The organism is Paraburkholderia xenovorans (assembly GCF_046030735.1).
GTDB classification, from domain to species: domain Bacteria; phylum Pseudomonadota; class Gammaproteobacteria; order Burkholderiales; family Burkholderiaceae; genus Paraburkholderia; species Paraburkholderia xenovorans_A.
Window position 1 is genome coordinate 308,448 of record NZ_JAQQBV010000002.1, and the last position, 21,911, is coordinate 330,358.

Genomic DNA, 21,911 nt, shown 5'->3' on the forward strand with positions numbered 1-21,911 from the left:
AAAAGAGGACCCTCGGCATGAAGAAGACGGTAGGCATTGGGCTCGGCAGTGTGGTACTCCTGTCCAAAGCACTCGTTCCATCTGCTATGGCTGCCTGCAGCAATAGCGCCCCACCCTCCAGTACAACAGTCACATGCACCGGCAGCGGACTCGCTGCGGTCGTAGCGCAAACCGGCAGCACCGGCGTGACGATCAATACCGACAACACCGCGTCGGGCAGCTTTGTGCGAAGCAGCAACGCAGTCGCTTTCAGCGTCGATACCAACAGCTCGATCACCAGCGCCGGCAACTTCTCGCTAACAGGCGGAGGCGGTTCGGGCACCGTGCGAGGCGCGGTGCTGCTCGGCGTGAACAACGGCAACCAGATCACCAACGCGACGGGCGGCGTGATCACCACCAGTGGCGCGTTCAACGACGGCATGGCCGCCAACGGCAGCGGCAATACGCTGACCAACAACGGCACGATCAGCACCGTCGGTCCCAACGCATACGGCATGACTGCCGCGTGGGGGCAAACGAATGTCGGCCAGTCGAACAACACGCTGATCAATACCGGCACGGTCACGACATCGGGCAGCAATGCACGCGCGGCATCGATCCTCGGCGGCAGCGGCAGCATCAGTAATAGCGGCACACTGTCCACCAGCGGCTCGGCAAGTCCTACCGCTTATATGCAAGGCAATAACGACCAGTTGACCAACAGCGGCACGATTTCCGCGAGCGGTGCCGGGTCGGACGCCGTGTTTTCGAACACGGCGGGATCGAGCTTCGTCGCGACAATCCGGAACCTCGCGGGCGGCACGATCATCAGCCAGAACGGCTCGGGCATCCGCACACTCAACGGCAACAGCACGATCATCAATGCCGGGCTCGTGCAAAGCGGTATCGGTACAGCCATCACGATGGGCAACGGCAACAACTCGCTGATTCTGCAAACCGGCTCCACGATCGTCGGCACGGCGGACGGCGGCGCAGGGTCGAATACGGTGACCTTGCAGGGCACGGGCACCGCGGCGAATGCGTTCAACCATTTCCAGACCCTGCTGATGCAAGGCACGTTGTGGAACTGGACAGGCAGCGGCACCTTCACGCTCGCTCATGTGGAGACCGGCACGTTGAATCTGACCGGCACGCTCGGCGTGAGCGCGACGGCGCTCGTCGATAGCGGCGCGGTGTTGCAGGCGACCGCGCAGAGCCTCCCCTCGACGGTGACCGACAACGGACTCGTGCGCTTCGCGCAGGACACTGCGGGCACCTACACCGGTTCGATCGGCGGTACGGGCGCCGTCGATAAAACCGGCGCGGGCGTATTGACGATGGCACCGGGCGCGGCGAGCGGCAACACGTATTCGGGCGGCACCACGATCGATCAGGGCACGCTTGCCGTCGCCGCGGACAATGCGCTCGGCGCGAACAGCGGCGGCCTCACGTTCAACAGCGGCACGCTGCAATTGAATTCGAGTTTCGATCTGGCCGGCACGCGTGCGATGACGTTGGCCGCCGGCGGCGGCACGATCGATACGCAGGCGTTCGACAGCACGTTGTCGCAGGCGGTAAGCGGCCCCGGCGCGTTGACGAAGGCCGGCAGCGGCAGCCTGTTGATGAACGGCGTGAACACGTACAGCGGCGCGACCACGATCGCTGCGGGCACGCTCGCAATCGGCGACGCGGCGCATCCGGTCGCCGCGCTCGCCGGCGGCGGCGCCACGACGGTCGCGCCGGGCGCAGCGTTCGGCGGCTATGGCAGTGTAAGCGGCGCGGTGACGAACAACGGCACGCTCGCCGTCGCGAATGCGCTGCCCTTGTTTGCAGGCGGCAGCAACGGCGCGTTCTCGATCAACGGTTCGCTCGTGAACGCGGGCGTCGTGCAGATCGGCGATGCTGCCGGCGCAAGCGTTGGCAACCGGCTGAACATAACGGGCAACTACGTCGGACAAAACGGCGCGATCGGACTGAACACCGTCGTGGCCGGCGACGGCGCGGCATCCGACCGGCTGGTATTGAGCGGCGGCAGCGCGAGCGGTGCGACGCGTCTGCAGGTCACGAACGTCGGCGGACAAGGCGCGCAAACGATCGCGGACGGTATCGAGCTGATTCAGGCGACCAACGGTGCGAGCACGTCAGCCAGCGCCTTCTCGCTCGCCGCTCCGGTGAAGGCCGGCGCGTACTCGTATTACCTCGCCAAAGGCGGCGTGAGCGGCGGCACGACTGACAACTGGTATCTGCGCAATACGGTGCCCGCCCTGCCTCCCGGCGTCACGCCACCGGTCACCCCACCCGGCGAGCCGCCCGCGGAGATCCCAGGCGTGCCGCTCGCCGCCGTGGACAGCATCCCGCTGCCCGCGCCGGCTCCGGCCGGTTCCGCACCCACACCGCTATATCGCGTCGAAGTGCCCGTTTATGCGGCGGCGCCGGGGGTCGCGCGTACGCTCGGCTGGATGCAGATCGATACGTTTCATGAGCGCCAGGGCGACCAGGCACTGCTGAACGAAAACGGCACACTACCTGCCGCGTGGGGCCGCGCGTGGGGCGGTCATAGCGTGCTGAGCGAGGACGGCGTGGCGAGCCCGCAATTCGACGGCTCGATCTACGGCATCCAGGCGGGCCAGGATCTGTACGCGGACAGGAGCGCGAGCGGCCAGCGCAATCACTACGGTCTATTCGTCGGCTTCGCGCGGGCGACCGGCGACGTCGACGGTTTCGCGCTCGGCATGCCGAACCTCGCCGTCGGCCATCTCGCGATCAATGCGTACAGTCTCGGCGGCTACTGGACTCATGTCGGCCCGAGCGGCTGGTACACGGACGCGGTGTTGATGGGCAGTTCGCTCACCGTCGATCCGCTTTCGCGCGACGGCGTCGGCGCGAGCACGCATGGCAGCGCGGTGACCGGCTCGCTCGAAGGCGGCCTGCCGATTCCGCTCGGCGCCGGCCTGACGCTCGAACCACAAGCCCAACTGATCTGGCAACACCTGTCGCTCGACGATCTGAACGACGGCGTGTCCAGCGTCGGCTTCAGTAGCGGCAATACTTTCGTAGGACGAATCGGTGCACGTCTGCAAGGCCAATTCGATGCGCTCTCAACCGCATGGCGGCCGTATCTGCGAGTCAGTGTGCTGCGCACATTCGGCAGCGACGACAAGGTCACCTTCGGCGGCAGCACGGTGATTCCGGGCAGCGTCGGGCAAACCGCCGCACAACTCGGCGCAGGGGTGGTCGGCAAATTCAGCGCTTCCGGCAGCGTGTTCGCAACGGTAGGCTGGATCACGAACCTGGGTGGCGCGCATCAGCGAACGGTAACGGGCGACGCGGGGGTGCGTTGGGTCTGGTAATTTTTGCCGCTTGATCGGAGCGTTGTGAATCGCGCTGCGCGCGAGCCTCGGCAAACACCGTAGAAACCTGCGAGACTGGCTGCTGATCCTCGCTGACAGGCCGACGCTCGCGGCCCTCTGGATATGGCACGCCATGCCCCCATCTATGCCGACATGACTTCGGCTTCGCCCTCCACTGCTATCGACGCGGTCCCCGACCCACACGCGCCCGATCCGTCGGCTCGAAAACGCGCGCACGTCCATGTCAAACGCGCCGCCGCGGCGCTCGATGACTTTCATCCTGCTGTCGCCGGCTGGTTCCTGAAAACGTTCCCCGCGCCCACCGACGCGCAGAGCGCCGCGTGGCCGCCAATCCGCAGCGGTCGCTCGACGCTGGTCGCCGCGCCGACCGGCTCCGGCAAGACGCTCACCGCGTTCCTGTCCGCGCTCGACGAACTCGTGCAAACGGGCCTCGCGAACGACGGCGCGTTGCCCGACGAAACGCTGGTGGTCTACGTGTCGCCATTGAAGGCGCTCTCGAACGACATCCGCCTCAATCTGCAGATCCCGTTGCAAGGCATCGCCGAAGAACTCGCGGCGCGCGGCTTGCCGCCGCTCGAGATTCGCACCGCCGTGCGCACCGGCGACACCACGCAACAGGAACGCAACGCGTTGAAAAAGCGCGCGCCGCATATCCTCGTGACCACGCCGGAATCGCTGTACGTGCTGCTCGGTTCCGACTCGGGGCGCCGCATGCTCGCGACGGTGCGCACGGTGATCGTCGACGAAATTCATGCGCTCGCGGGCAGCAAGCGCGGCAGCCATTTGTCGCTCAGCCTCGAACGGCTCGACGCACTGTGTCAGCGGCGCTTGCCGCGGATCGGCTTGTCGGCGACGCAAAAGCCGGTGAGCGCGGTCGCGCGCTTTCTGGTCGGCGGAGCGAGCATCGATAGCGAGACACCCGCGGATTGCGCGATCGTCGACGTCGGTCATATCCGCGCACGCGATCTCGCGCTGGAGATTCCGCCGGTGCCGCTCGAAGCAGTCATGCCGAACGAAGTGTGGGAACGCGTGTACGACCGCCTCGCGGAACTGGTCGCGCAGCATCGCACCACGCTGATTTTCGTCAACACTAGGCGCATGGCCGAGCGGGCCGCGCGCCATCTGACCGAACGGCTCGGCAAGGACGTGGTGGCCGCGCATCACGGCAGTCTCGCGAAAGAACATCGTTTCGATGCCGAACAACGCCTGAAGCGCGGCGAGTTGCGGGTGCTGATCGCGACGGCTTCGCTGGAACTCGGCATCGACATCGGCGACGTCGATCTGGTGTGCCAGATGGGTTCGCCACGCGCGATCGCGCCGTTCCTGCAACGTGTCGGACGCTCGGGGCATCATGTCGGCGGCATGCCGAAGGGCCGCCTCTTTCCCACCTCGCGCGACGACCTGATCGAATGCGCGGCGCTGCTCGATTGCGTGCAGCGCGGCGAACTCGACGCGCTGCGGATTCCGCGCGCGCCGCTCGACGTGCTCGCGCAACAGATCGTCGCCGAAGTATCGAGCGCGGAATGGAACGAAGACGCGCTCTTCGAGCTGATGCGCCGCGCCGCGCCGTATGCGGATCTGCCGCGCGAACAATACGATGCGGTGCTGCGCATGCTCGCTGAAGGCTATACGAGCCGCAACGGGCCGCGCGGCGCGTATGTACATCGCGACTTCGTGAGCGGCACGTTGCGCGGCCGGCGCGGCGGCAAGCTGGTCGCGGTGACCTCGGGCGGCACGATCCCCGAGAATGCCGACTATGCGGTCGTGCTCGAACCGCAGGCGATCAACATCGGCACCGTCAACGAGGACTTCGCGGTCGAGAGTCTCGCGGGCGACGTGTTCCAGCTCGGCAACGCGTCGTACCGGATTCTGCGGATCGAAAGCGGCCGCGTGCGGGTCGAGGACGCACAAGGACAGCCGCCGAACATTCCGTTCTGGCTCGGTGAAGCGCCGGGCCGCAGCGACGAGTTGTCGTTCGGCGTGGCGCGCCTGCGCGAGCAGATCGCAGGTTGGCTCGAAGGCGAACACGAAGAACGCGGCGTGGACAGTTCAAATGCCGAACTCACATCCGCGACAATAGCCAGACGCATCGAGCAGGCCATCGACTGGCTCGTCGCGACGCTCGGCCTCGACGCCGCCGCAGCGCGTCAGATCGTCGAATACCTCGCGCGCGCCCGCGCGGCGCTAAGCGTATTGCCGACGCAAAACACGCTCGTGATGGAACGTTTCTTCGACGAATCGGGTGGCACGCAACTCGTGATTCATGCGCCGTTCGGCAGCCGTGTGAACCGCGCGTGGGGTCTCGCGCTGCGCAAGCGATTTTGCCGCACGTTCAATTTCGAACTGCAAGCTGCCGCCACCGAAGACGCGATCGTGCTTTCGCTGACCGGCAGTCACTCGTTCGTACTCGACGACGTATGGCGTTATCTGCATTCGAACAGCGCCGAGCATCTGCTGATCCAGGCGCTGCTCGACGCACCGCTGTTCGGCGTGCGCTGGCGCTGGAACGCGACCACCGCGCTCGGGCTGCCGCGTTACACCGGTGGGCGTAAAACCGCGCCGCAATTGCAGCGCATGCGTAGCGAGGATCTGCTGACCAGCGTATTTCCCGAGCAGGCCGCATGTCTGGAAAACGTGGTCGGCGAGCGCGAGTTGCCGAGCCATCCGTTAGTGGACCAAACCGTCGACGATTGTCTGCACGACGCGATGGACAGCGAACGCTGGCTCGCGTTGCTGCGCCGTATCGAGCAAGGCGAACTCACACTGGTGGCGCGCGATCTGCCGGCGCCGTCGCCGCTCGCCGCGGAAATCCTCAACGCAAAACCGTACGCGTATCTCGACGACGCACCGATCGAGGAACGCCGCACGCAAGCCGTGCAGAACCGCCGCTGGACCGACCCCGCCTCTGCCGACGACCTGGGCGCGCTGGATGCCGCCGCGATCGACAGCGTACGCGACGAAGCATGGCCACAGGCGCGCAACGCCGACGAAATGCACGAAGCGCTAACCGGCCTCGCGTGCATCACGCAAGCCGAAGCGCGCAACCACGAAAACTGGCCGGCGTGGCTCGACGCGCTGGCCCGAGCGGGACGCGCGACGCGTCTGCGCGTCGCACCCGACGACATGCTCTGGCTGCCCGTCGAACGCGTAATGTGTTTTCAGGCGTTGTATCCGGACATGCCGTTCGACCCATCGCTCGCGCCGCCGAAGGGCTACACGGAGTCATGGAGCGCGGACGACGCGCTACTCGACGTGCTGCGCGCACGGCTGACCGGCTTCGGCCCGCTGCCGGTGCGAGCGATCGCCGATGCGTTGGGTTTGCCCGCACCCAGGATCGAGCAAACCCTCGCGCACCTCGAAGCGGAAGGCTATGTGATGCGCGGCCGCTTCACGCCCGGCGCCGACGAAGAAGAATGGTGCGAGCGCCACCTGCTCGCGCGGATTCATCGATACACGGTAAAGCGCTTACGACGCGAAATCGAGCCGGTGGAGCGCCACGACTTCATGCGTTTCCTGTTCGCATGGCAGCACCTGACGCCCGACACGCGCAGCGAAGGACGCGACGCGCTCGCCGCGGTGCTCGATCAGATGGAAGGCTTCCAGGCCGCGGCCGCCGCATGGGAAGAAGACATTCTGCCCGCACGGGTGCGAGCCTATTCGAACACTTCGCTCGACGAACTATGCCGCGCGGGCAAGATCGTCTGGACCCGCCTGACCGAACGGGCGCGCGGCACGACGGGCCCGGTGCGCAGCACGCCGATCGTACTGTTGCCACGGCGTCATGTGAACGTGTGGGGCGCGCTGCTCGATCCCGCGAAGCAGCCCGAATTGTCGGCGCGCGCGCAGAGCGTGCATGACGCGTTATCGCAACACGGCGCGATGTTCTTCGACGAACTGATGAACGAAGTGCACGTGCTGCGTATCGAGCTTGAAAACGCGCTGGGCGAACTCGTGGCGGCTGGGCTCGTCAATTCGGATAGCTTTGCGGGCTTGCGGGCGTTGTTGAAGCCCGTCGCCAAACGTAACGCGTCGTCGGGCAGCCGCCGCGCCCGCTCGCACTCGAGCGCGCTGATCGGCGGAATGGACGACGCGGGCCGCTGGGCATTGGTCAGCCGGCGCGCCGCGCCCGCTGCGGCTTCCGATGCGCCGTCACGGCGGCCGCAATGGGCGCCCGACGTGCTCGAACACGTCGCAATGAGCCTGTTGCGCCGCTATGGCGTGGTGTTCTGGCGCGTGCTGGAACGCGAAGCCGAATGGCTGCCGCCGTGGCGCGATCTGCTGCGCGTCTATCAGCGGCTCGAAGCTCGCGGGCTCTTACGCGGCGGCCGTTTCATCAACGGTCTCGCGGGCGAGCAGTTTGCGTTGCCCGAAGCGATCCCGTTGCTGCGGGAAATGCGTCGGCATGCGAACGATAGTGCTTTTATCTGCGTGGCCGGCACAGATCCGTTAAACCTCGTCGGCACGCTGCTGGTGGGCGACCGCGTGCCGGCGGTCGCGGGAAACCGCGTGTTATATCGCGACGGCATGGCGGTGGCGACGCTGGTCGCGGGCGTCTTCTGGTTTCATCAGAGCGTGGACGAAGCCCCATCCGAGCGCGAGCGGGCACGCGCATTGCTGGCACGGCGTTTCTGAGTGGTGGCACGGCGAAGACACGCATGAAGAACGCATGAAGCACGCATGAAATTCGCAAGGAATGCGGTAGAAAATCCGCAGCGGCTAAAAAACCCTAAAGCCCATCCCTTTCAATACCGTTAATGTTTATAAGCCAGAACGCCAGCCGCTTCGCTACAATGGTGTGAGTCTTACATCTGATGAAGACTGTTTGCCGTCACCGCCACGAGGCGGACCGACCGGTACACACCGCCCGGGGATCTCATGAACGACGACCAACACGAGCAGGTGCTTCTGGCGCAGTTCGGCACAAGCAGCCCATGCTGGCGTCTGTCGGCCGACAGCAACGCACTGGAACTGACGCCGGTGAGCGGCGACGGGCCCGCTAACGTCGCGGTTCCGCTCAATCCCCAACAAGCATCGCAAATCCGCTGCCTCACCGGCGTTACTTCGCATCGGGTTCTCGACGTGCGGCTTTTCGGCGAACCGCTGCGCCTGCATCTCGTCGGCAAGAAACTGTCCAGCAACACATGGGCCGGCACTGCATCGGCCTACGACGATACGGAATCCGTCGCGCGCGATCTGGTTCACGGCCTTTCGTTCGCCGAACAGGTCGTCTCCGAAGTCAACTCGGTGGTGGTGATCGTCGACAGGCATGGCCGTATACAGCGCTTCAACCGGCTTGCCGAAGAACTCACCGGCGTCAAGGAAGAAGACATCGTCGGGCGCAACGTGTGGGCGTTGTTCATGACGTCCGAGTCCGGCGCGGCGTCAAGCCAGAACATCACGGGCTTTTTCAATCGCGGCGTGTCGTATGAAGTTGAACGGCGCGTGAAAACCATTCATGGCGAACGGCTCTTTCTGTTTCGCAACAAGTTCGTGCAAAGCGGCAGCGGCGTCGAAGAACAATTCCTGATCTGCTCCGGCACCGACATCACCGAAGAACGGCTCGCAAAGGAACGGCTCACCGAACTCGCGAACACCGATGCGCTTACCGGCCTCGCCAATCGCAACGCGATCCACGACAAGATCCGCACCGCGATCGAAAACGCTGAGGAAGGCGAAACGATCGGCGTGCTGTTCCTCGATCTCGACAACTTCAAGAAGGTCAACGATCACTACGGCCACGTGTTCGGCGACCGGCTGATCCGCGATGTGTCGTCGGCGATCAGTGGCTGTCTGAACCAAGGCGACACGCTCGCGCGCCTCGGCGGCGACGAGTTCATCGTGCTCGCGGCCAAGGGCACCGCGCATGAACTCGAAGCCACCGCGCAGCGCATTCTCGAACGGCTGCGCACGCCGTTCAGCGTCGGCCTGGTGGAGGTGTACACGGGCTGCTCGATCGGCATCGCGCTGTGTCCGGAACACGGCGACAGCCTCGAAAAGCTGGTCCGCTCCGCGGATACCGCGATGTATGTCGCGAAAGACGAAGGCAAGCGCACCTATCGCGTGTTCTCGCCCGACATGAACCGCAAGGTCGCCGAGTACATGTGGCTCGACACCAATCTGCGGCGCGGTCTCGAAGAAGGCCAGCTCACGCTGCACTACCAGCCGAAACTGTCGCTCGCCACCGGTATCGTGCAAGGCGCCGAGGCGCTGGTGCGCTGGAATTCGCCGGAACGCGGGCAGATCATGCCGGCCGAATTCATCCGTTATGCAGAGGAATCGGGGTTGATCGGGGTACTCGGCCGCTGGGTGATGGAAACGGCCGCGCAACAGGCTGCGAAATGGAAAGCCGACGGCTACAACCTGCGTATCGCGATCAATGTGTCCGCGCGGCAACTGGTCGATACGGCCGTGGTCCGGCATTTCAGCGAGGCGTTGCAACACGCGAGCCTCGACCCGTGCCTGCTCGATCTGGAGCTCACCGAAAGCTGCCTGATCGAGGACGAAGCGGCCGCCATCGATCTGATCACGCAGTTCCGCCAATTGGGCGCGCAAGTGCATCTGGACGACTTCGGCACCGGCTATTCGTCGCTGTCGCAACTCGGGCGTATTCCACTCGACGTGATCAAGCTCGACCGCAGCTTCGTGCGCTCGATCAACGCCGATACCAAAGCGCAGGCACTGGTGCGTTCGATGGTAGCGGTCGCGCAGGAGCTCGATTTCAAGGTCGTCGCCGAGGGGATCGAGACCGAAGCGGAAGAAGTGTTCATGAAGGGGTTGGGCGTCGATTATGTGCAGGGCTTCCTGTACGGTCAGGCAATGCCGGCTGCGGAGTTCGAGCGCTGGCTGCAGGATCGGCAGAAGCTCAGACTGATCGCCTGAGCTTCCGTGGCGCCGGTGGCTATTGCCGTGGTGGCTCGCTGAGTGACGCGCGGATCGATTCAGGCGAAGTTAGCGGCGCTCGAGGCAGCCTGACGCAGGTTGGCGTTCCGGCGGTTCTGCAACAGCACCAGCCGCTCCATGAAAGCGAGATCCTTTTCCTCGATCGTGAAGGCGGCGTCCACCCAGTCTTCGGTAATTTCCATCAGCTCGGCACGCGACAGTTGCAGCACGCGCTGACGCGCCCGCAGCATCGCGCGAATCCCGTTCATTTTCGGCTTGATCGTGTCGATGAAAGTGCGCGTCGCCATATAGGCGTCACCCGGCTCGAACAACTGGTCGACGAGACCCTTGCCGTAATGCCACTCCGCGGTGTGCGACTCCCCTATGCCGATCAGTTCCTCTGCGAGCCGCATTCCCACCTTGCGCGCGACCAGCGAATAACCGCCCATGCCCGGGAACAGGTTGAACGCGATCTCCGGAAAACCCATTCGCGCATCGGTCTGCGCGAGCAGGAAATGGTGCGCGAGCGCCGCCTCGAAGCCGCCGCCGAGCGCCGTGCCCTCCACCATCGCGATCGAAATCGCGCCCGTATCGAAGCCCCGCGCCGCGGCGTGCACACAATCGACGCAGGCCCGCGCATACGCCATCAACGCCTGACGCTTGCCGGAGCGGATCGCGTCGGCGAAGAAATCGAGGTCGCCGCCCACGTTGTACAGGGTCGGAATCAGCGAGCCGGTCACCCAGAAGTCGATCGGCAAACCGGACTCGCGCGCAGCCTGCGCCAAACCCAGAATGTCGTGCACCAGATCGAGATTAAAACAGGGACGCGGCTGCGCTCGCAGCATCATCCACATGACATTGCGGCCTTCTTCGTAGTAAGCGGAAATTTGCGACAGATTGCCGGCTTCAAGGAACGGGCGGCAGGCGTGGTGATTATGCAGATTCATTTTGAATGGTCCTTTAAGGTTAAACGCTGGTATTGCAATGCGAGCCTAAAGCAGACCGGAATGGGATGGGAGCGGGGTAACCAACAGATGAATGCAACGCGCGCGGGGAGCCCCACTGGACGGGGCTCGGCGGGGAGACTTCGGTGAGCGTGCCGGATAAGAAAGACGCAAACGCTTGCGCACCGAAAATAGACGAAATGAGCTCGTAATCAAGCGCGCCCGGCCATCGAAATTGGCGCACTCATTCATGTGGAATTTATTGCCGGAATTGAAATCGGTCGAAGTATTTTCTATTGATAAATACCGAAGAAAATATGAATTGTGGATATTTATCTTTTCTATCTGTGGGCTAACAGACGGAATATCCGATTTGCATATTCAAATGATTTCGATCGCGTCGATAAGCCGTTGAAGCGCGACTCTGCGCCCATGTGGCGCGATCGACGGGCACGCCCTCAGCCTCACGGCTATGAGTCATTCGGGCGCCCGGCGTAGTAGAAAGTAGTGGAGAAAATCAGGGCGCCGCGGCGATCACGTCGGCGACCGCGGCCGTCAGCTTCTTGCCATACGGCACGTGCAGGAATTCGTTCGGGCCATGCGCATTCGACTTCGGTCCGAGCACGCCGCACACCATGAATTGCGATTTCGGGAAGCCGGCCTTCAACACGTTCATCAGCGGAATCGTGCCGCCCTGCCCCATGTACGCGACATCCGCGCCGTAGTGTTCGCGCGATGCGTCGTTCAGCGCAGTGGCGAGCCACGGCGCAAGATCGGGCGCGCTCCAGCCGCTCGCCGCGCCCGCGTCCGGTTTGAACGTGACCTTCGCGTTGTACGGCGGATCGAGTTCGAGCAGCGCCTTCAATTCGGCGACGGCCTTTTCCGCTTCGATCAGCGGCGGCAGGCGCAGCGACAGCTTGAACGCGGTGCGCGGACGCAGCACATTGCCGGCATCGGCGAGCGCGGGCAGACCGGCCGCACCGGTCACCGAAAGCGACGGGCGCCACGTCGAATTGAGCAGCGCTTCCTGCGGATCGGTGGTGGTGGGCAGCACCTGACGACCATCCTGGCCGCAGGCCCACGGCAGCTTCTTCCACACGTCGTCGCCGAGAATCTTTGCGGTGGCTTCCGCTTCACGCAGACGGTCGGCCGGCACCTGCACATGAAAGCCCTTCGGCAGCAGCGTGCCGTTGGCCGAATCTTCGAGCCGGTCGAACAGTTGACGCATGATGCGGAAGCTCGACGGCGCGATACCGCCGTAGCCGCCTGAATGAATGCCTTCGTCGAGCACCTGGACTTCCAGATCGCCCGCGACCAGACCGCGCAGCGACGTGGTCAGCCACAGTTGATCGTAATTGCCCGCGCCCGAATCGAGACACACCACCAGCCCCACTTTGCCGAGCCGCTCGCGCAACGCGTCGACGTACGGCAGCAGATCGTAGCTGCCCGATTCCTCGCAGGTTTCGATCAGGCCGACGCAACGCGGACGCTCGATGCCTTGCGCGTCCAGCGCGGCCAGTGCCGTGATGCTCGCGTAGATCGCGTAACCGTCGTCTGCACCGCCGCGGCCGTACAGCTTGTCATTCTCGAGCTTCGGCGTCCACGGCCCGAGATCGTTGCGCCAGCCGTCGAATTCCGGTTGTTTGTCGAGGTGGCCGTACAGCACGATGGTTTCTTCGCTGCCGGAGCGCGTCGCCGCCGATTCGAAGAAGATCACCGGCGTGCGGCCCGGCAAGCGGATCACTTCGAGCTTCAGACCACGCACAGGCTGCTGTTCGGCCCATTGCGCGGCGTCCGTGATCACGCGTTCCAGATAGCCGTGCTTGACCCACTCGGGATCGAATGCCGGGCTTTTGGCCGGCACCGCGATGTAGTCCGTGAGCGCGGGCACGATCTCGTCGTTCCATTTGCGGTCTACGAATTCGCGGAGCGTGTCATGGTTGATGCGCTGCGTTTGCCGGGTCGTATCGTCGGAGATCATGATGGCCGTCCGTTAAGGATCTGTTCAGTCGAAACGTGCATGATAGTCCCGATGGCGGGCTGCGCGAACCCCGTATTCGCGCGACAATTACCGCCTATGTCGCGGATCGTGGAGCACATTGATGGGTGGCAACATCGTCGTTCAGGGCATCGCCGCAGCAGTGGCGCTCGGGCTGTATTTTCTGCCGTCGATCCTCGCGGACCGGCGCAAGCGTCACGACATGCTCACGATCGCGCTGTTCAACGCCTGCATCGGCTGGACGGGTTTCGGCTGGCTGCTCGCGCTGTACTGGTCGTTGCAGCCGAACCCGCCTGAAAACATCGCGGGGAAAGTGGTCGAGACGCGCAAGATCGTGCGGATGCGGGCGTTTTCGTCGGCGCTGATGGCGCGCGTGCAGCGGCGCGGTGCGCCGGCGCGCGACCGCGTGGAGAAATGAAGGTGGGTGGTGGGGTGGTGACCGGTGTGGTCTATGCGACCGCGGCGCAGGCGCGTATCGATCTCGCGCCGCCTGGCCGCTAGTCGCTGTTCTTCAAGCCGCGCGACCGATTCTACCCCACACGACGGAGCCCGCCGGAATGGAGCGCGGTTCGACCCGCACGTTGTCCGGCGAAAACATTTCGCGGCGCAGTTCGCCGTGTTCGTCGAACCACTCGCAGATCAGCCAGTCGCCCGGGTTGAGCGCCACCGGCCCAGCGTACGTGACAGTCATGCGCGGGCCGCCTTCTTTCAGTGTGACCACGTCGCCGATATCGAGGCGCGCGGATGGCGGTGTCTGGAATGCGTCGATGGTGGCGGTCAGCATATTCAATCCCCAAGGAACCGTTAAGCGTTATTAAGCCTTTGCGTCATGTAATGAGTTTGGGTTGCGATGATTTGCCGCGGCGAGTCTTCTGAAGGAAAACTCTAAAGGTCCTGCCAAGATTAACAATCGAATTTAACCACCGCAAGCGCTTTTTATTGATACCGTTTTCATCGGTGCTGAAATAGCTTTCTCTTTCACCACATTACCCCTGGTTACGGGAAAACCCCTCTGGACCCACCCCACAGGGCTACCCATGCGGCATTGCACGATAGAAAAACTTACCCCGGGGATTGATCCGCGTCATGTAGAAAATGCGCGCGCTTTTGTCATATCTAAACCCGCGACAGAGAGATCGACTCGGGTTTATTCCAGGTGTCGTACAACTGAAAATTACTTGTGAATCATTGGATCGCCGGTAAATTCAACATTTCCAAAAATGAATTCTGTTAAAAACTCTTAATAACCGCGTCGACACTGTGGCTGAAAACGATTTCCCGCCTGATATTTTCAAACCGGCTGCGCCGCACGGCTCAGCACCAGTTGCTGATGCCGCACCAGCAACACGCTCAAACCGATACACAAGAACATCAGAACCGCATTGATCGCGAGGCTCAACTGGAACGCCTGCGCGTACGCACCTGCCGTCGTGTGGCCGCCGACTGCACCGAAGAACGCACCGCTGATCGCGGCCGTGCCGAACGCGGAGCCGATCTGCAGCGTCGACGAAACCACGCCCGACGCAAGCCCGGCTTTCTGCGGCGCGACTTCCAGCAACACAATGCGCATGATCGACGGCAACAGCAAGCCATGGCCGACGCCCGCGCACACCAGCCCGCAGTAGAACAACAGGTCTGGCGTGGCCGCATGCGTGGCGGACCAGCCCGTGACCGTAAAACCGACCGTCATCATCGAGAAGCCGAGCGTCAGCACGTGGGCGCCGATGCGTTTCACCACCGCCGGCGACGTAAGCGGCCCGATCACGAAGCCGATCGCGAACGGCATGATCGCGATGCCCGACGCGAGCGGCGTCCAGTGCAAGCCGGTCTGCAGGAAGATGCCGTAGGTGAGGAAGAACGCGCTATTGCAATAGAACAGGAACGCGAGCACAAGACCGAGAGCGAACGCCCGGTTGCGGAACAATTGCAGGTCGACCAGCGGATGGCCACCGGCTCGCTCCACGCGACGCTCCACTGCGACGAACAAGGCCAGCGCGGGCACCGCGAGCGCGAACATCACGAAAGTCCACGCGGGCCAGCCGGCTTCGCGGCCGTGCGTCATCGGATAAATGACCAGCAGTAGCACGGTGGAGAGCAACGCCACGCCTTTGAGATCGAGGCCGGTGTTCGTGCCGGGCTGATTTTCCGGCACGAACTTCCACGTGCCGATGAAAGCGAGGATGCCGACCGGAATGTTGATCAGGAAAATGATCCGCCAGTCGAGTCCAAATGGGTGATACGTGATCAGCGCGCCGCCGCCGAGTTGCCCGACGATCGACGACAACCCGAACACGAAGCCATACAGGCTCATCACCTTGGTCTGCTGATGCAGCGGCACCACCGCGCGGATCGTCGCGAGCACCTGCGGCGCCATCACCGCGGCGGCCATCCCCTGCACGATGCGGGAAATCACCAGCATGTGTCCGCTAGTCGCAAAACCGCATAGCGCGGACGCGACCACGAAGGCCGCCATGCCCGTCATGAACATGCGACGACGTCCGAACAGGTCGCCGAGACGCCCGCCCGTGATCAGCAACACGGCGTACACCGACGCGTAAGCGGACACGACGAGCTGCAACTGCGCGTCCGTGGCATTCAGCCCGGTGCGAATCGACGGCAGAGCCAGATTGACAATGAAGTAGTCGAGCGGCGCGAGGAATGCGCCGACGAACAGCACGGCGAGCGCGAGCCCCTGGCGCTCGAAGCGCTGCGCCGACGGTGCCGCAGGCAGTGGGCACGACTTGATGGCCTCAGAATTCATGACTGTCCGTTCAAAAATTAGGCAAAAAAAATTAGACGAGCGCACGCATCGCGACGTCCACGATGCCGATCAGCGCATCTTCTGTGTGAGCCACCCGCCCTAGCACGCGCAGGCCTTGCATCACGCACAGCAGAAAATCGCCGACGGCTTTTTCATCGAGAGTTGAATTGAAGGCGCCGCTCGCCTGGCCGCGAATCACCGAGGCGGCCAGCAAAGTCGCCATGCGCCGCTGGATGGCCGCGACGCGGGTGCGTAATTCTTCGTCGCCGGATTGCATTTCCAGCGCGGTGTTGGTGATGAAGCAACTGCGCTCGCCGCTCAGCGCGCACGCGACCCGCGCGTAATGCAACAGCGCGTTGCGCAGCGCCTCTTCGGCCGATACCGGCGCATTCAGCCGTTCGGCCAGCCGCGCGACCGAGCCTTCCGCGTAATGGTCGAGCGCGGCGAGCATGATGCCGTGCTTGTCGCCGAATACGCCGTACAGGCTGCCGCGCAGAAGGCCGGTGGCTTTGCACAGGTCGTCGATCGAGGTGGCGTGATAGCCGTGGTTCCAGAACACCTGGCTCGCGCTGGTCAACACGGTGTTCGTGTCGAACTCGCGCGGCCTGCCCCGAACGCAGACCTCGCCCGCTTTTTTGGCGGATTGCTTGCTTGCTCGAGTCACGGCCTCGTCCGAATGTTCCGATCGCTTCATGAGACGGATATTATGACCATCCGTTCAAGAAAGCAACCGGAGTTTTCTGTCAGCGAAAGACTGGGCTCAGAACAGATAAAGCCCGGCGACAAACACGACGCCTGAAAACAGCAGCGCCGTCACGCAATACCCCATGATGTCCCGCACGCCCAACCCTGCGATCGCCAATGCCGGAAGTGCCCAGAATGGCTGCGCCATGTTCGTCCACGCCTCGCCGTAGGCTATCGCCATTGCCGATTTCCCAAGGTCGGCGCCAATGGCCTTCGCAGCAGGCATGACAAACGGCCCCTGCACCACCCAGTGGCCGCCGCCGCTCGGCACCGCGAAATTGATCACCGCCGAACTCAGGAACGTCAGAAGCGGAAAGGTGTGCACAGTCGCGATCGTGATGAACCAGTTTGTGATGACGCCGGCGAGACCCGAGTGGTCCATCGTCGCCTGTATGCCCGCGTAGAACGGGAACTGGATCATGATGCCGGCCGTCCCGCGCGCGGCGTTAGCGACGGCGCGCGCGTAGGCCATCGGCGTACCGTGCAACAGGATGCCCGCAGCGAGGAACGCAATGTTCACGGTATCGATGTCGAGGCTAAAGCCCTTCTTCGTGACGCGGATAACCAGATAGGCCACGATCAGCAACGCCACGAGCACGGACAGTGTGCGGCTTTCCTCGATGCGCTCAGCGGCGGTCGACTGAGGTGTGATTTTTCTTGCCGCGACCGGTTCGTCGACGAGGAGCGCAGGGTCGATCGAAACGACGTCTTCGGGTTTCGGCATCATCGCGCGCACCAGCAACGGCAGCAGCACGATCAACGCGATGGTGACGAACGCGTTGTAGCCGGTGAACAGCGTCTGGGAGACCGGGATGAGCCCGATCACCTTCTCCATCGGATTACCTTTGGTCGCGGCGACAAGAGGAACGGAACCCGACAAACCTCCGTGCCAGGTCAGAAAGCCCATATAAGCGGCGGCAACGAGCAGCCGGTAGTCGACGCCCTTGACGCGGCGTGCCACTTCGCGGGCCAGCATCGCGCCGAGCACGAGTCCGAAACCCCAGTTGATCGCACACGCGATCGCGCTGACGAAAGCGACCAGCATGGTTCCCTGGACAGGCGTCTGCGCCACGCCGCCCAGTGCGGACAGCGCCCGCTTGACGGGACCGGATGTGGCAAGTGCATGCCCGGTCACGAGAATCATCGCCATCTGCATGGTGAAAGCGAGCAGGTTCCAGAAGCCGCTGCCCCACATGTAGACGAGCTCGACTGGCGATTGCGGCGTCAAACCCAGCGCCAATGCAAATGTGATGGCGGTCAGGATCAGCGCAAAGATGAGCGGATCGGGCAGGAAGCGATGAACGATCTGCGTGAAAAATCGAGAAATACCCTGAATCACGTGGTCTCCGGCGTTGTTAGATGAATAGGCCGGGATTCTGCCACGCACACAAAAAGTTAGCAGGCTACCTCGCAGGCCTCCGATTCAGCAGGTAGCCGCGTGACTGGAATATCAGCCCGGCCCGGCCTTGCCCCACTTCTGCTCGGCGCTCGCGAACAGCTGATTGATCTCGTTGCCGCTGGCGGCTTCCTTCGTGTACTCGAAGGTGCCGTGGTCGCGCATTTCGTACGCGGCTCGCAGAAACGCACCCAGCGCGGCACGCGCGAGCGACCCGCCGACACTCACGCGCCGCACGCCCAACGCCTGCAACTCGTCGAAGCTGAGCACGACGCCTTGCAATCCCATCAGCACGTTGACCGGACGGTCGAGCGAGCTGACCACTGCGGCGATTTCGTCGCGTGTTTTCAGGCCCGGCGCATAGAGGACGTCCGCGCCGGCATTCTGAAACGCTTGCAGGCGCCGGATCGTATCGTCGAGATCGGGACGGCCGTTCAGGTAATTCTCGGCGCGCGCGGTCAGCGTGAACGGGAATGGCAACGCGCGCGCCGCTTCGACCGCGGCGCGCACGCGCTCCACCGCTGCTTCGAACGGGTAGATCGGTGCGTCGGCGCGACCGGTTGCGTCCTCGATCGAGCCCCCGACCACCCCTGCCGCCGCAGCCTGCCTGATCGTTTCGGCGGCGTCTTCCGGCGCGTCGCCGAAGCCGTTTTCCAGATCGGCGCTAACCGGCAGATCGCTCGCGCCGGCGATTTCGGCCAGATGCACCATCATCTGCGCGCGGCCGATCGAGTTGTCCGGCAGCCCACGCGAAAATGCGTAGCCCGCGCTGCTGGTCGCGAGCGCCTTGAAGCCGGCGAGCGCGAGCAGACGCGCGGTGCCGATATCCCACGGATTCGGAATGATGAAGGCTTCGCTCGATGCGTGGTACGACTGGAATTGCCGTGCTTTTTCGGTTTGCGTTGTCATCGACGGTTCCATCGGAAAGAGACGGCCGGCGCTGTGCCGGATCGTCGTCATGTTGGGAGGGGACACACGCGGCAATGCCGGCGGTGTGTGGCTGCGTGTGCTTGTGTATGTCCAGCCGCCGGCATTCCCCGCGTGCAAGAGTCACGCGGGCAGGTTATTCCCCGGCTCAGGTTTCGAGCTTCGCGTCCAGCGTAATGGTGGCGTTCAGCACCTTCGACACCGGACACCCCGCTTTCGCGTCCGCCGTGGCTTTGTCGAACGCGGCCTTGTCGCCGCCGGGAATCTTCACGGCCACAGCGAGATGCACCGCGGTGATCGAGAAACCGCCGCCGTCCTTGTCGAGCGTGACGGTGGCCGTCGTGCCGATCCGCTCCGGCGTGATGCCGGCCTTGCCCAGTTCCGCCGACAACGCCATCGAGAAACAACCGGCGTGCGCAGCCGCAATCAGCTCTTCCGGATTCGTGCCGATGCCGTCCGCGAAGCGTGTCGAAAACGAGTACTGGGTCTCCTTGAGGACGCCGCTGTCGGTGGAAATCGAGCCCTTGCCGTCCTGCAGGCCGCCTTGCCAGACTGCTGATGCCTTGCGCTTCATCGCTCTCTCCTTTTGTGTGCCTGCTTTACGCGCGCTACGACCGGATCTGATGCCCGCCGCCACGGTCCCGCCAGGTGGTTGCGGATTCGGCATCGGTCGCAAGTTGTTCGAGGGACTTCCTCTGAGACGCGTCGCGCGGCGCCGCAGGCGCGGGCGTGGACCGAACTTCATGATAGGCGCTTCTGTGTGCCGGTGTCGTGACGATGCGAGCAATGGAAGACGTTACCGATCGAAGCGGAGTACGCGGCAATTTTTGATCGACAGCATCGGGTTTTTACCGATCGAAGCGACCGAAACGACTACTCGGCAAATGGCAAGCTCTGCTGTCCCACCGCGCGCATGTCGAACACATTCAGCGTCATCGCGACCAGCGCGTAGTAGCCGAGCAGGCCGACGAGATTGATCACCACCTCATGGCCGAAACGCTCGATCGCTCGCGCGTAGGTGGCGTCCGACACTCGTTTGGTGTCGTACAACTCGCTCGCGAAGTCGTGAATCAATGCGTCGTCGGCATCGGCAAAAGCGGGACGCTGCCCGTCGCGGATCGCCTCGGCGTCCGCTTCGCGCACGCCGGCTTGCAGCGCGATCGGATAGTGGATGTACCACTCCGCCTGCGCCTGCCAGCGTGCCGCCGTCACCAGAATTGCCAGTTCGGAAAGACGTAACGGCAATCCTGTTCGATAGCGGCAGAACGCGCCGAGACGCTGCGCCTGTTGAGCCAGCTCCGGGCTGTGAATCCAGCCGAGAAACGGGCCGTTCAGATTGCCGCGAGGACCCGACACAATCTCGTCGAGAACGGCCTTTTGCTCGGGGGTGGCGTGTGCCGTGTCGAAATGCGGCAGGCGGTCGGTCATGGCAAATCTCTCGAAGTCGCAGGGTCAGTGGTTCAGTGGTTCAGGCCGGCAGCGCAGCCGCGATCGCGTCGCTCAGCCGGTTGACGATCTCGTCGATATCGCGCGCCGTGCAGATGAACGGCGGCGCCAGCAGCACATGATCGCCGATCTTGCCGTCGACGGTGCCGCCCATCGGATACACCATCAGGCCACGTGTAAAAGCCTCGCGCCGGATGGCCGCATGCAGTTTGAGCGCCGGGTCGAACGGCGTTTTGCTCGCACGATCTTTCACCAGCTCGATGCCGACGAAAAGTCCGCGCCCCCGCACGTCGCCGATATGCGGATGCTGCGCATAGTGTTCGTGCAAACGGCCGCGCAACTGTTCGCCGCGAGCGTGCACGTTCGGCAACAGATTGTCTTCTGCGATCACGCGTTGGACTTCGAGCGCGGCGGCGCACGCGGTCGCGTGACCGATATAGGTATGACCGTGCTGAAAGAACCCCGAGCCGCCGACGATCGCCTGATAGATCCGCTCGCTCACCAGCGTCGCGCCGATCGGTTGATATCCGGCGCCGAGTCCTTTGGCGATGGTCAGGATATCCGGCGCGACGCCGTCTTCCTCGCACGCGTACAGATAGCCGGTGCGGCCCATGCCCGACATGATTTCATCGAGGATCAGCAGCACGCCGTAACGGTCGCACACTGCGCGAATCTTGCGGAAGTACTCGCGTACCGGCGGCACCGCGCCCGCCGTCGCGCCCACCACCGTCTCCGCGACAAACGCGGCGACGTTATCCACGCCGAGCTCGAGGATTTTCTGTTCGAGTTCGTCAGTGAGACGCTGCGCGAACTGTTCGTCGGTTTCGTCGGCGCGCTGCTCGCGGTATGCGTAGCACGGGCTCACGTGATGCGCTTCGATCAGGATCGGCAGGAACGGCTCGCGCCGCCATGCATTGCCGCCGATCGCAAGCGCGCCGAGCGTGTTGCCGTGATAGCTCTGCCGCCGCGCGATGAAATGACGACGCTGCAACTCGCCCTTCTCGACGAAGTATTGCCGGGCCAGCTTCAGCGCAGCCTCGATCGCCTCCGAACCGCCGGACACGAAGTACACGTGTTCGAGTCCTCGCGGCGCGCTCGCCACCAGCCGATCTGCGAGTTCTTCGGCGACATCGGTTGTAAAGAACGACGTGTGCGCATATGGCAATTGCTGCGACTGCCGCCTGATCGCATCGATTACGCGTTGATTGCTGTGGCCGAGGCACGAGACGGCAGCGCCGCCGCACGCGTCGATATAGCGCTTGCCAGTGGCATCGACGATCTCGATGCCCTCACCGGCGACGGCAACAGGCAACGTCTGCTTCGGCGCGCGATGGAATACGGTGGACATGGCTTCTCCTTCTGGACGATCACGTGTGTGTTCGCCTCCATTCAACAATCGGCACGCATTTATACTTTAATACAACATTTGTTGTCAAACGGGACGAAAGCAATCCAGACGCGCCAC

At 63.5% G+C, this 21,911-nt stretch carries 14 protein-coding genes; 4 read left to right on the forward strand and 10 right to left on the reverse strand.

Annotated features, from left to right (window positions below):
* Positions 1-17 precede the first annotated feature (17 nt).
* The 3 genes from PQQ51_RS03080 (at position 18) to pdeR (ending at position 10,229) form a co-directional block, all read left to right on the forward strand.
* Positions 18-3,329 carry an autotransporter outer membrane beta-barrel domain-containing protein gene (locus PQQ51_RS03080; RefSeq protein WP_408494732.1) on the forward strand — a complete coding sequence of 1,104 codons (3,312 nt, stop codon included), beginning with the start codon at positions 18-20 and terminating at the stop codon, positions 3,327-3,329.
* 123 nt (positions 3,330-3,452) lie between these two features.
* On the forward strand, positions 3,453-7,982 hold the full coding sequence (locus tag PQQ51_RS34460; protein WP_459252340.1) for a DEAD/DEAH box helicase: 4,530 nt from the start codon (positions 3,453-3,455) through the stop codon (positions 7,980-7,982).
* 243 nt (positions 7,983-8,225) lie between these two features.
* Complete coding sequence (gene pdeR, locus PQQ51_RS03090) at positions 8,226-10,229, forward strand: cyclic di-GMP phosphodiesterase (RefSeq protein WP_408494734.1); 2,004 nt, start codon at positions 8,226-8,228, stop codon at positions 10,227-10,229.
* Between the two features lie 59 nt (positions 10,230-10,288).
* Here pdeR and PQQ51_RS03095 read toward each other — a convergent pair whose 3' ends face one another.
* Together PQQ51_RS03095 and PQQ51_RS03100 are read right to left on the reverse strand one after the other, a co-directional pair.
* A complete protein-coding gene (locus PQQ51_RS03095; protein WP_408494736.1) occupies positions 10,289-11,176 on the reverse strand; it encodes a crotonase/enoyl-CoA hydratase family protein in 888 nt (295 codons plus the stop codon).
* 514 nt (positions 11,177-11,690) lie between these two features.
* Complete coding sequence (locus tag PQQ51_RS03100; protein ID WP_408494737.1) at positions 11,691-13,154, reverse strand: M20 family metallopeptidase; 1,464 nt, start codon at positions 13,152-13,154, stop codon at positions 11,691-11,693.
* Positions 13,155-13,275: 121 nt separating this feature from the next.
* Between PQQ51_RS03100 and PQQ51_RS03105 the strand changes: the two genes are divergently transcribed.
* Positions 13,276-13,590, forward strand: coding sequence for a superinfection immunity protein (locus tag PQQ51_RS03105; RefSeq protein WP_408494739.1), 315 nt, complete (start codon positions 13,276-13,278; stop codon positions 13,588-13,590).
* Positions 13,591-13,683: 93 nt separating this feature from the next.
* Here PQQ51_RS03105 and PQQ51_RS03110 read toward each other — a convergent pair whose 3' ends face one another.
* The 8 genes from PQQ51_RS03110 to PQQ51_RS03145 all read right to left on the reverse strand — a co-directional run bounded on the left by PQQ51_RS03110 (position 13,684) and on the right by PQQ51_RS03145 (position 21,794).
* Positions 13,684-13,956, reverse strand: coding sequence for a YodC family protein (locus tag PQQ51_RS03110; RefSeq protein WP_408494740.1), 273 nt, complete (start codon positions 13,954-13,956; stop codon positions 13,684-13,686).
* A 507-nt stretch (positions 13,957-14,463) separates the two neighbouring features.
* Positions 14,464-15,933, reverse strand: coding sequence for an MFS transporter (locus PQQ51_RS03115; RefSeq protein ID WP_408494741.1), 1,470 nt, complete (start codon positions 15,931-15,933; stop codon positions 14,464-14,466).
* 31 nt (positions 15,934-15,964) lie between these two features.
* On the reverse strand, positions 15,965-16,597 hold the full coding sequence (locus PQQ51_RS03120) for a TetR/AcrR family transcriptional regulator (protein WP_408494742.1): 633 nt from the start codon (positions 16,595-16,597) through the stop codon (positions 15,965-15,967).
* 96 nt (positions 16,598-16,693) lie between these two features.
* Positions 16,694-18,016 carry a TIGR00366 family protein gene (locus PQQ51_RS03125; RefSeq protein ID WP_408494744.1) on the reverse strand — a complete coding sequence of 441 codons (1,323 nt, stop codon included), beginning with the start codon at positions 18,014-18,016 and terminating at the stop codon, positions 16,694-16,696.
* 111 nt (positions 18,017-18,127) lie between these two features.
* Positions 18,128-18,982 carry an isocitrate lyase/PEP mutase family protein gene (locus tag PQQ51_RS03130; protein ID WP_408494745.1) on the reverse strand — a complete coding sequence of 285 codons (855 nt, stop codon included), beginning with the start codon at positions 18,980-18,982 and terminating at the stop codon, positions 18,128-18,130.
* Between the two features lie 166 nt (positions 18,983-19,148).
* A complete protein-coding gene (locus PQQ51_RS03135; RefSeq protein WP_408494747.1) occupies positions 19,149-19,574 on the reverse strand; it encodes an OsmC family protein in 426 nt (141 codons plus the stop codon).
* A gap of 299 nt (positions 19,575-19,873) precedes the next feature.
* A complete protein-coding gene (locus PQQ51_RS03140) occupies positions 19,874-20,428 on the reverse strand; it encodes a carboxymuconolactone decarboxylase family protein (RefSeq protein ID WP_408494748.1) in 555 nt (184 codons plus the stop codon).
* A gap of 40 nt (positions 20,429-20,468) precedes the next feature.
* The gene (locus PQQ51_RS03145) at positions 20,469-21,794 is read right to left on the reverse strand and encodes an aspartate aminotransferase family protein (RefSeq protein WP_408494749.1); all 1,326 of its coding nucleotides are present in this window, start codon (positions 21,792-21,794) and stop codon (positions 20,469-20,471) included.
* Between the last annotated feature and the right edge of the window lie 117 nt (positions 21,795-21,911).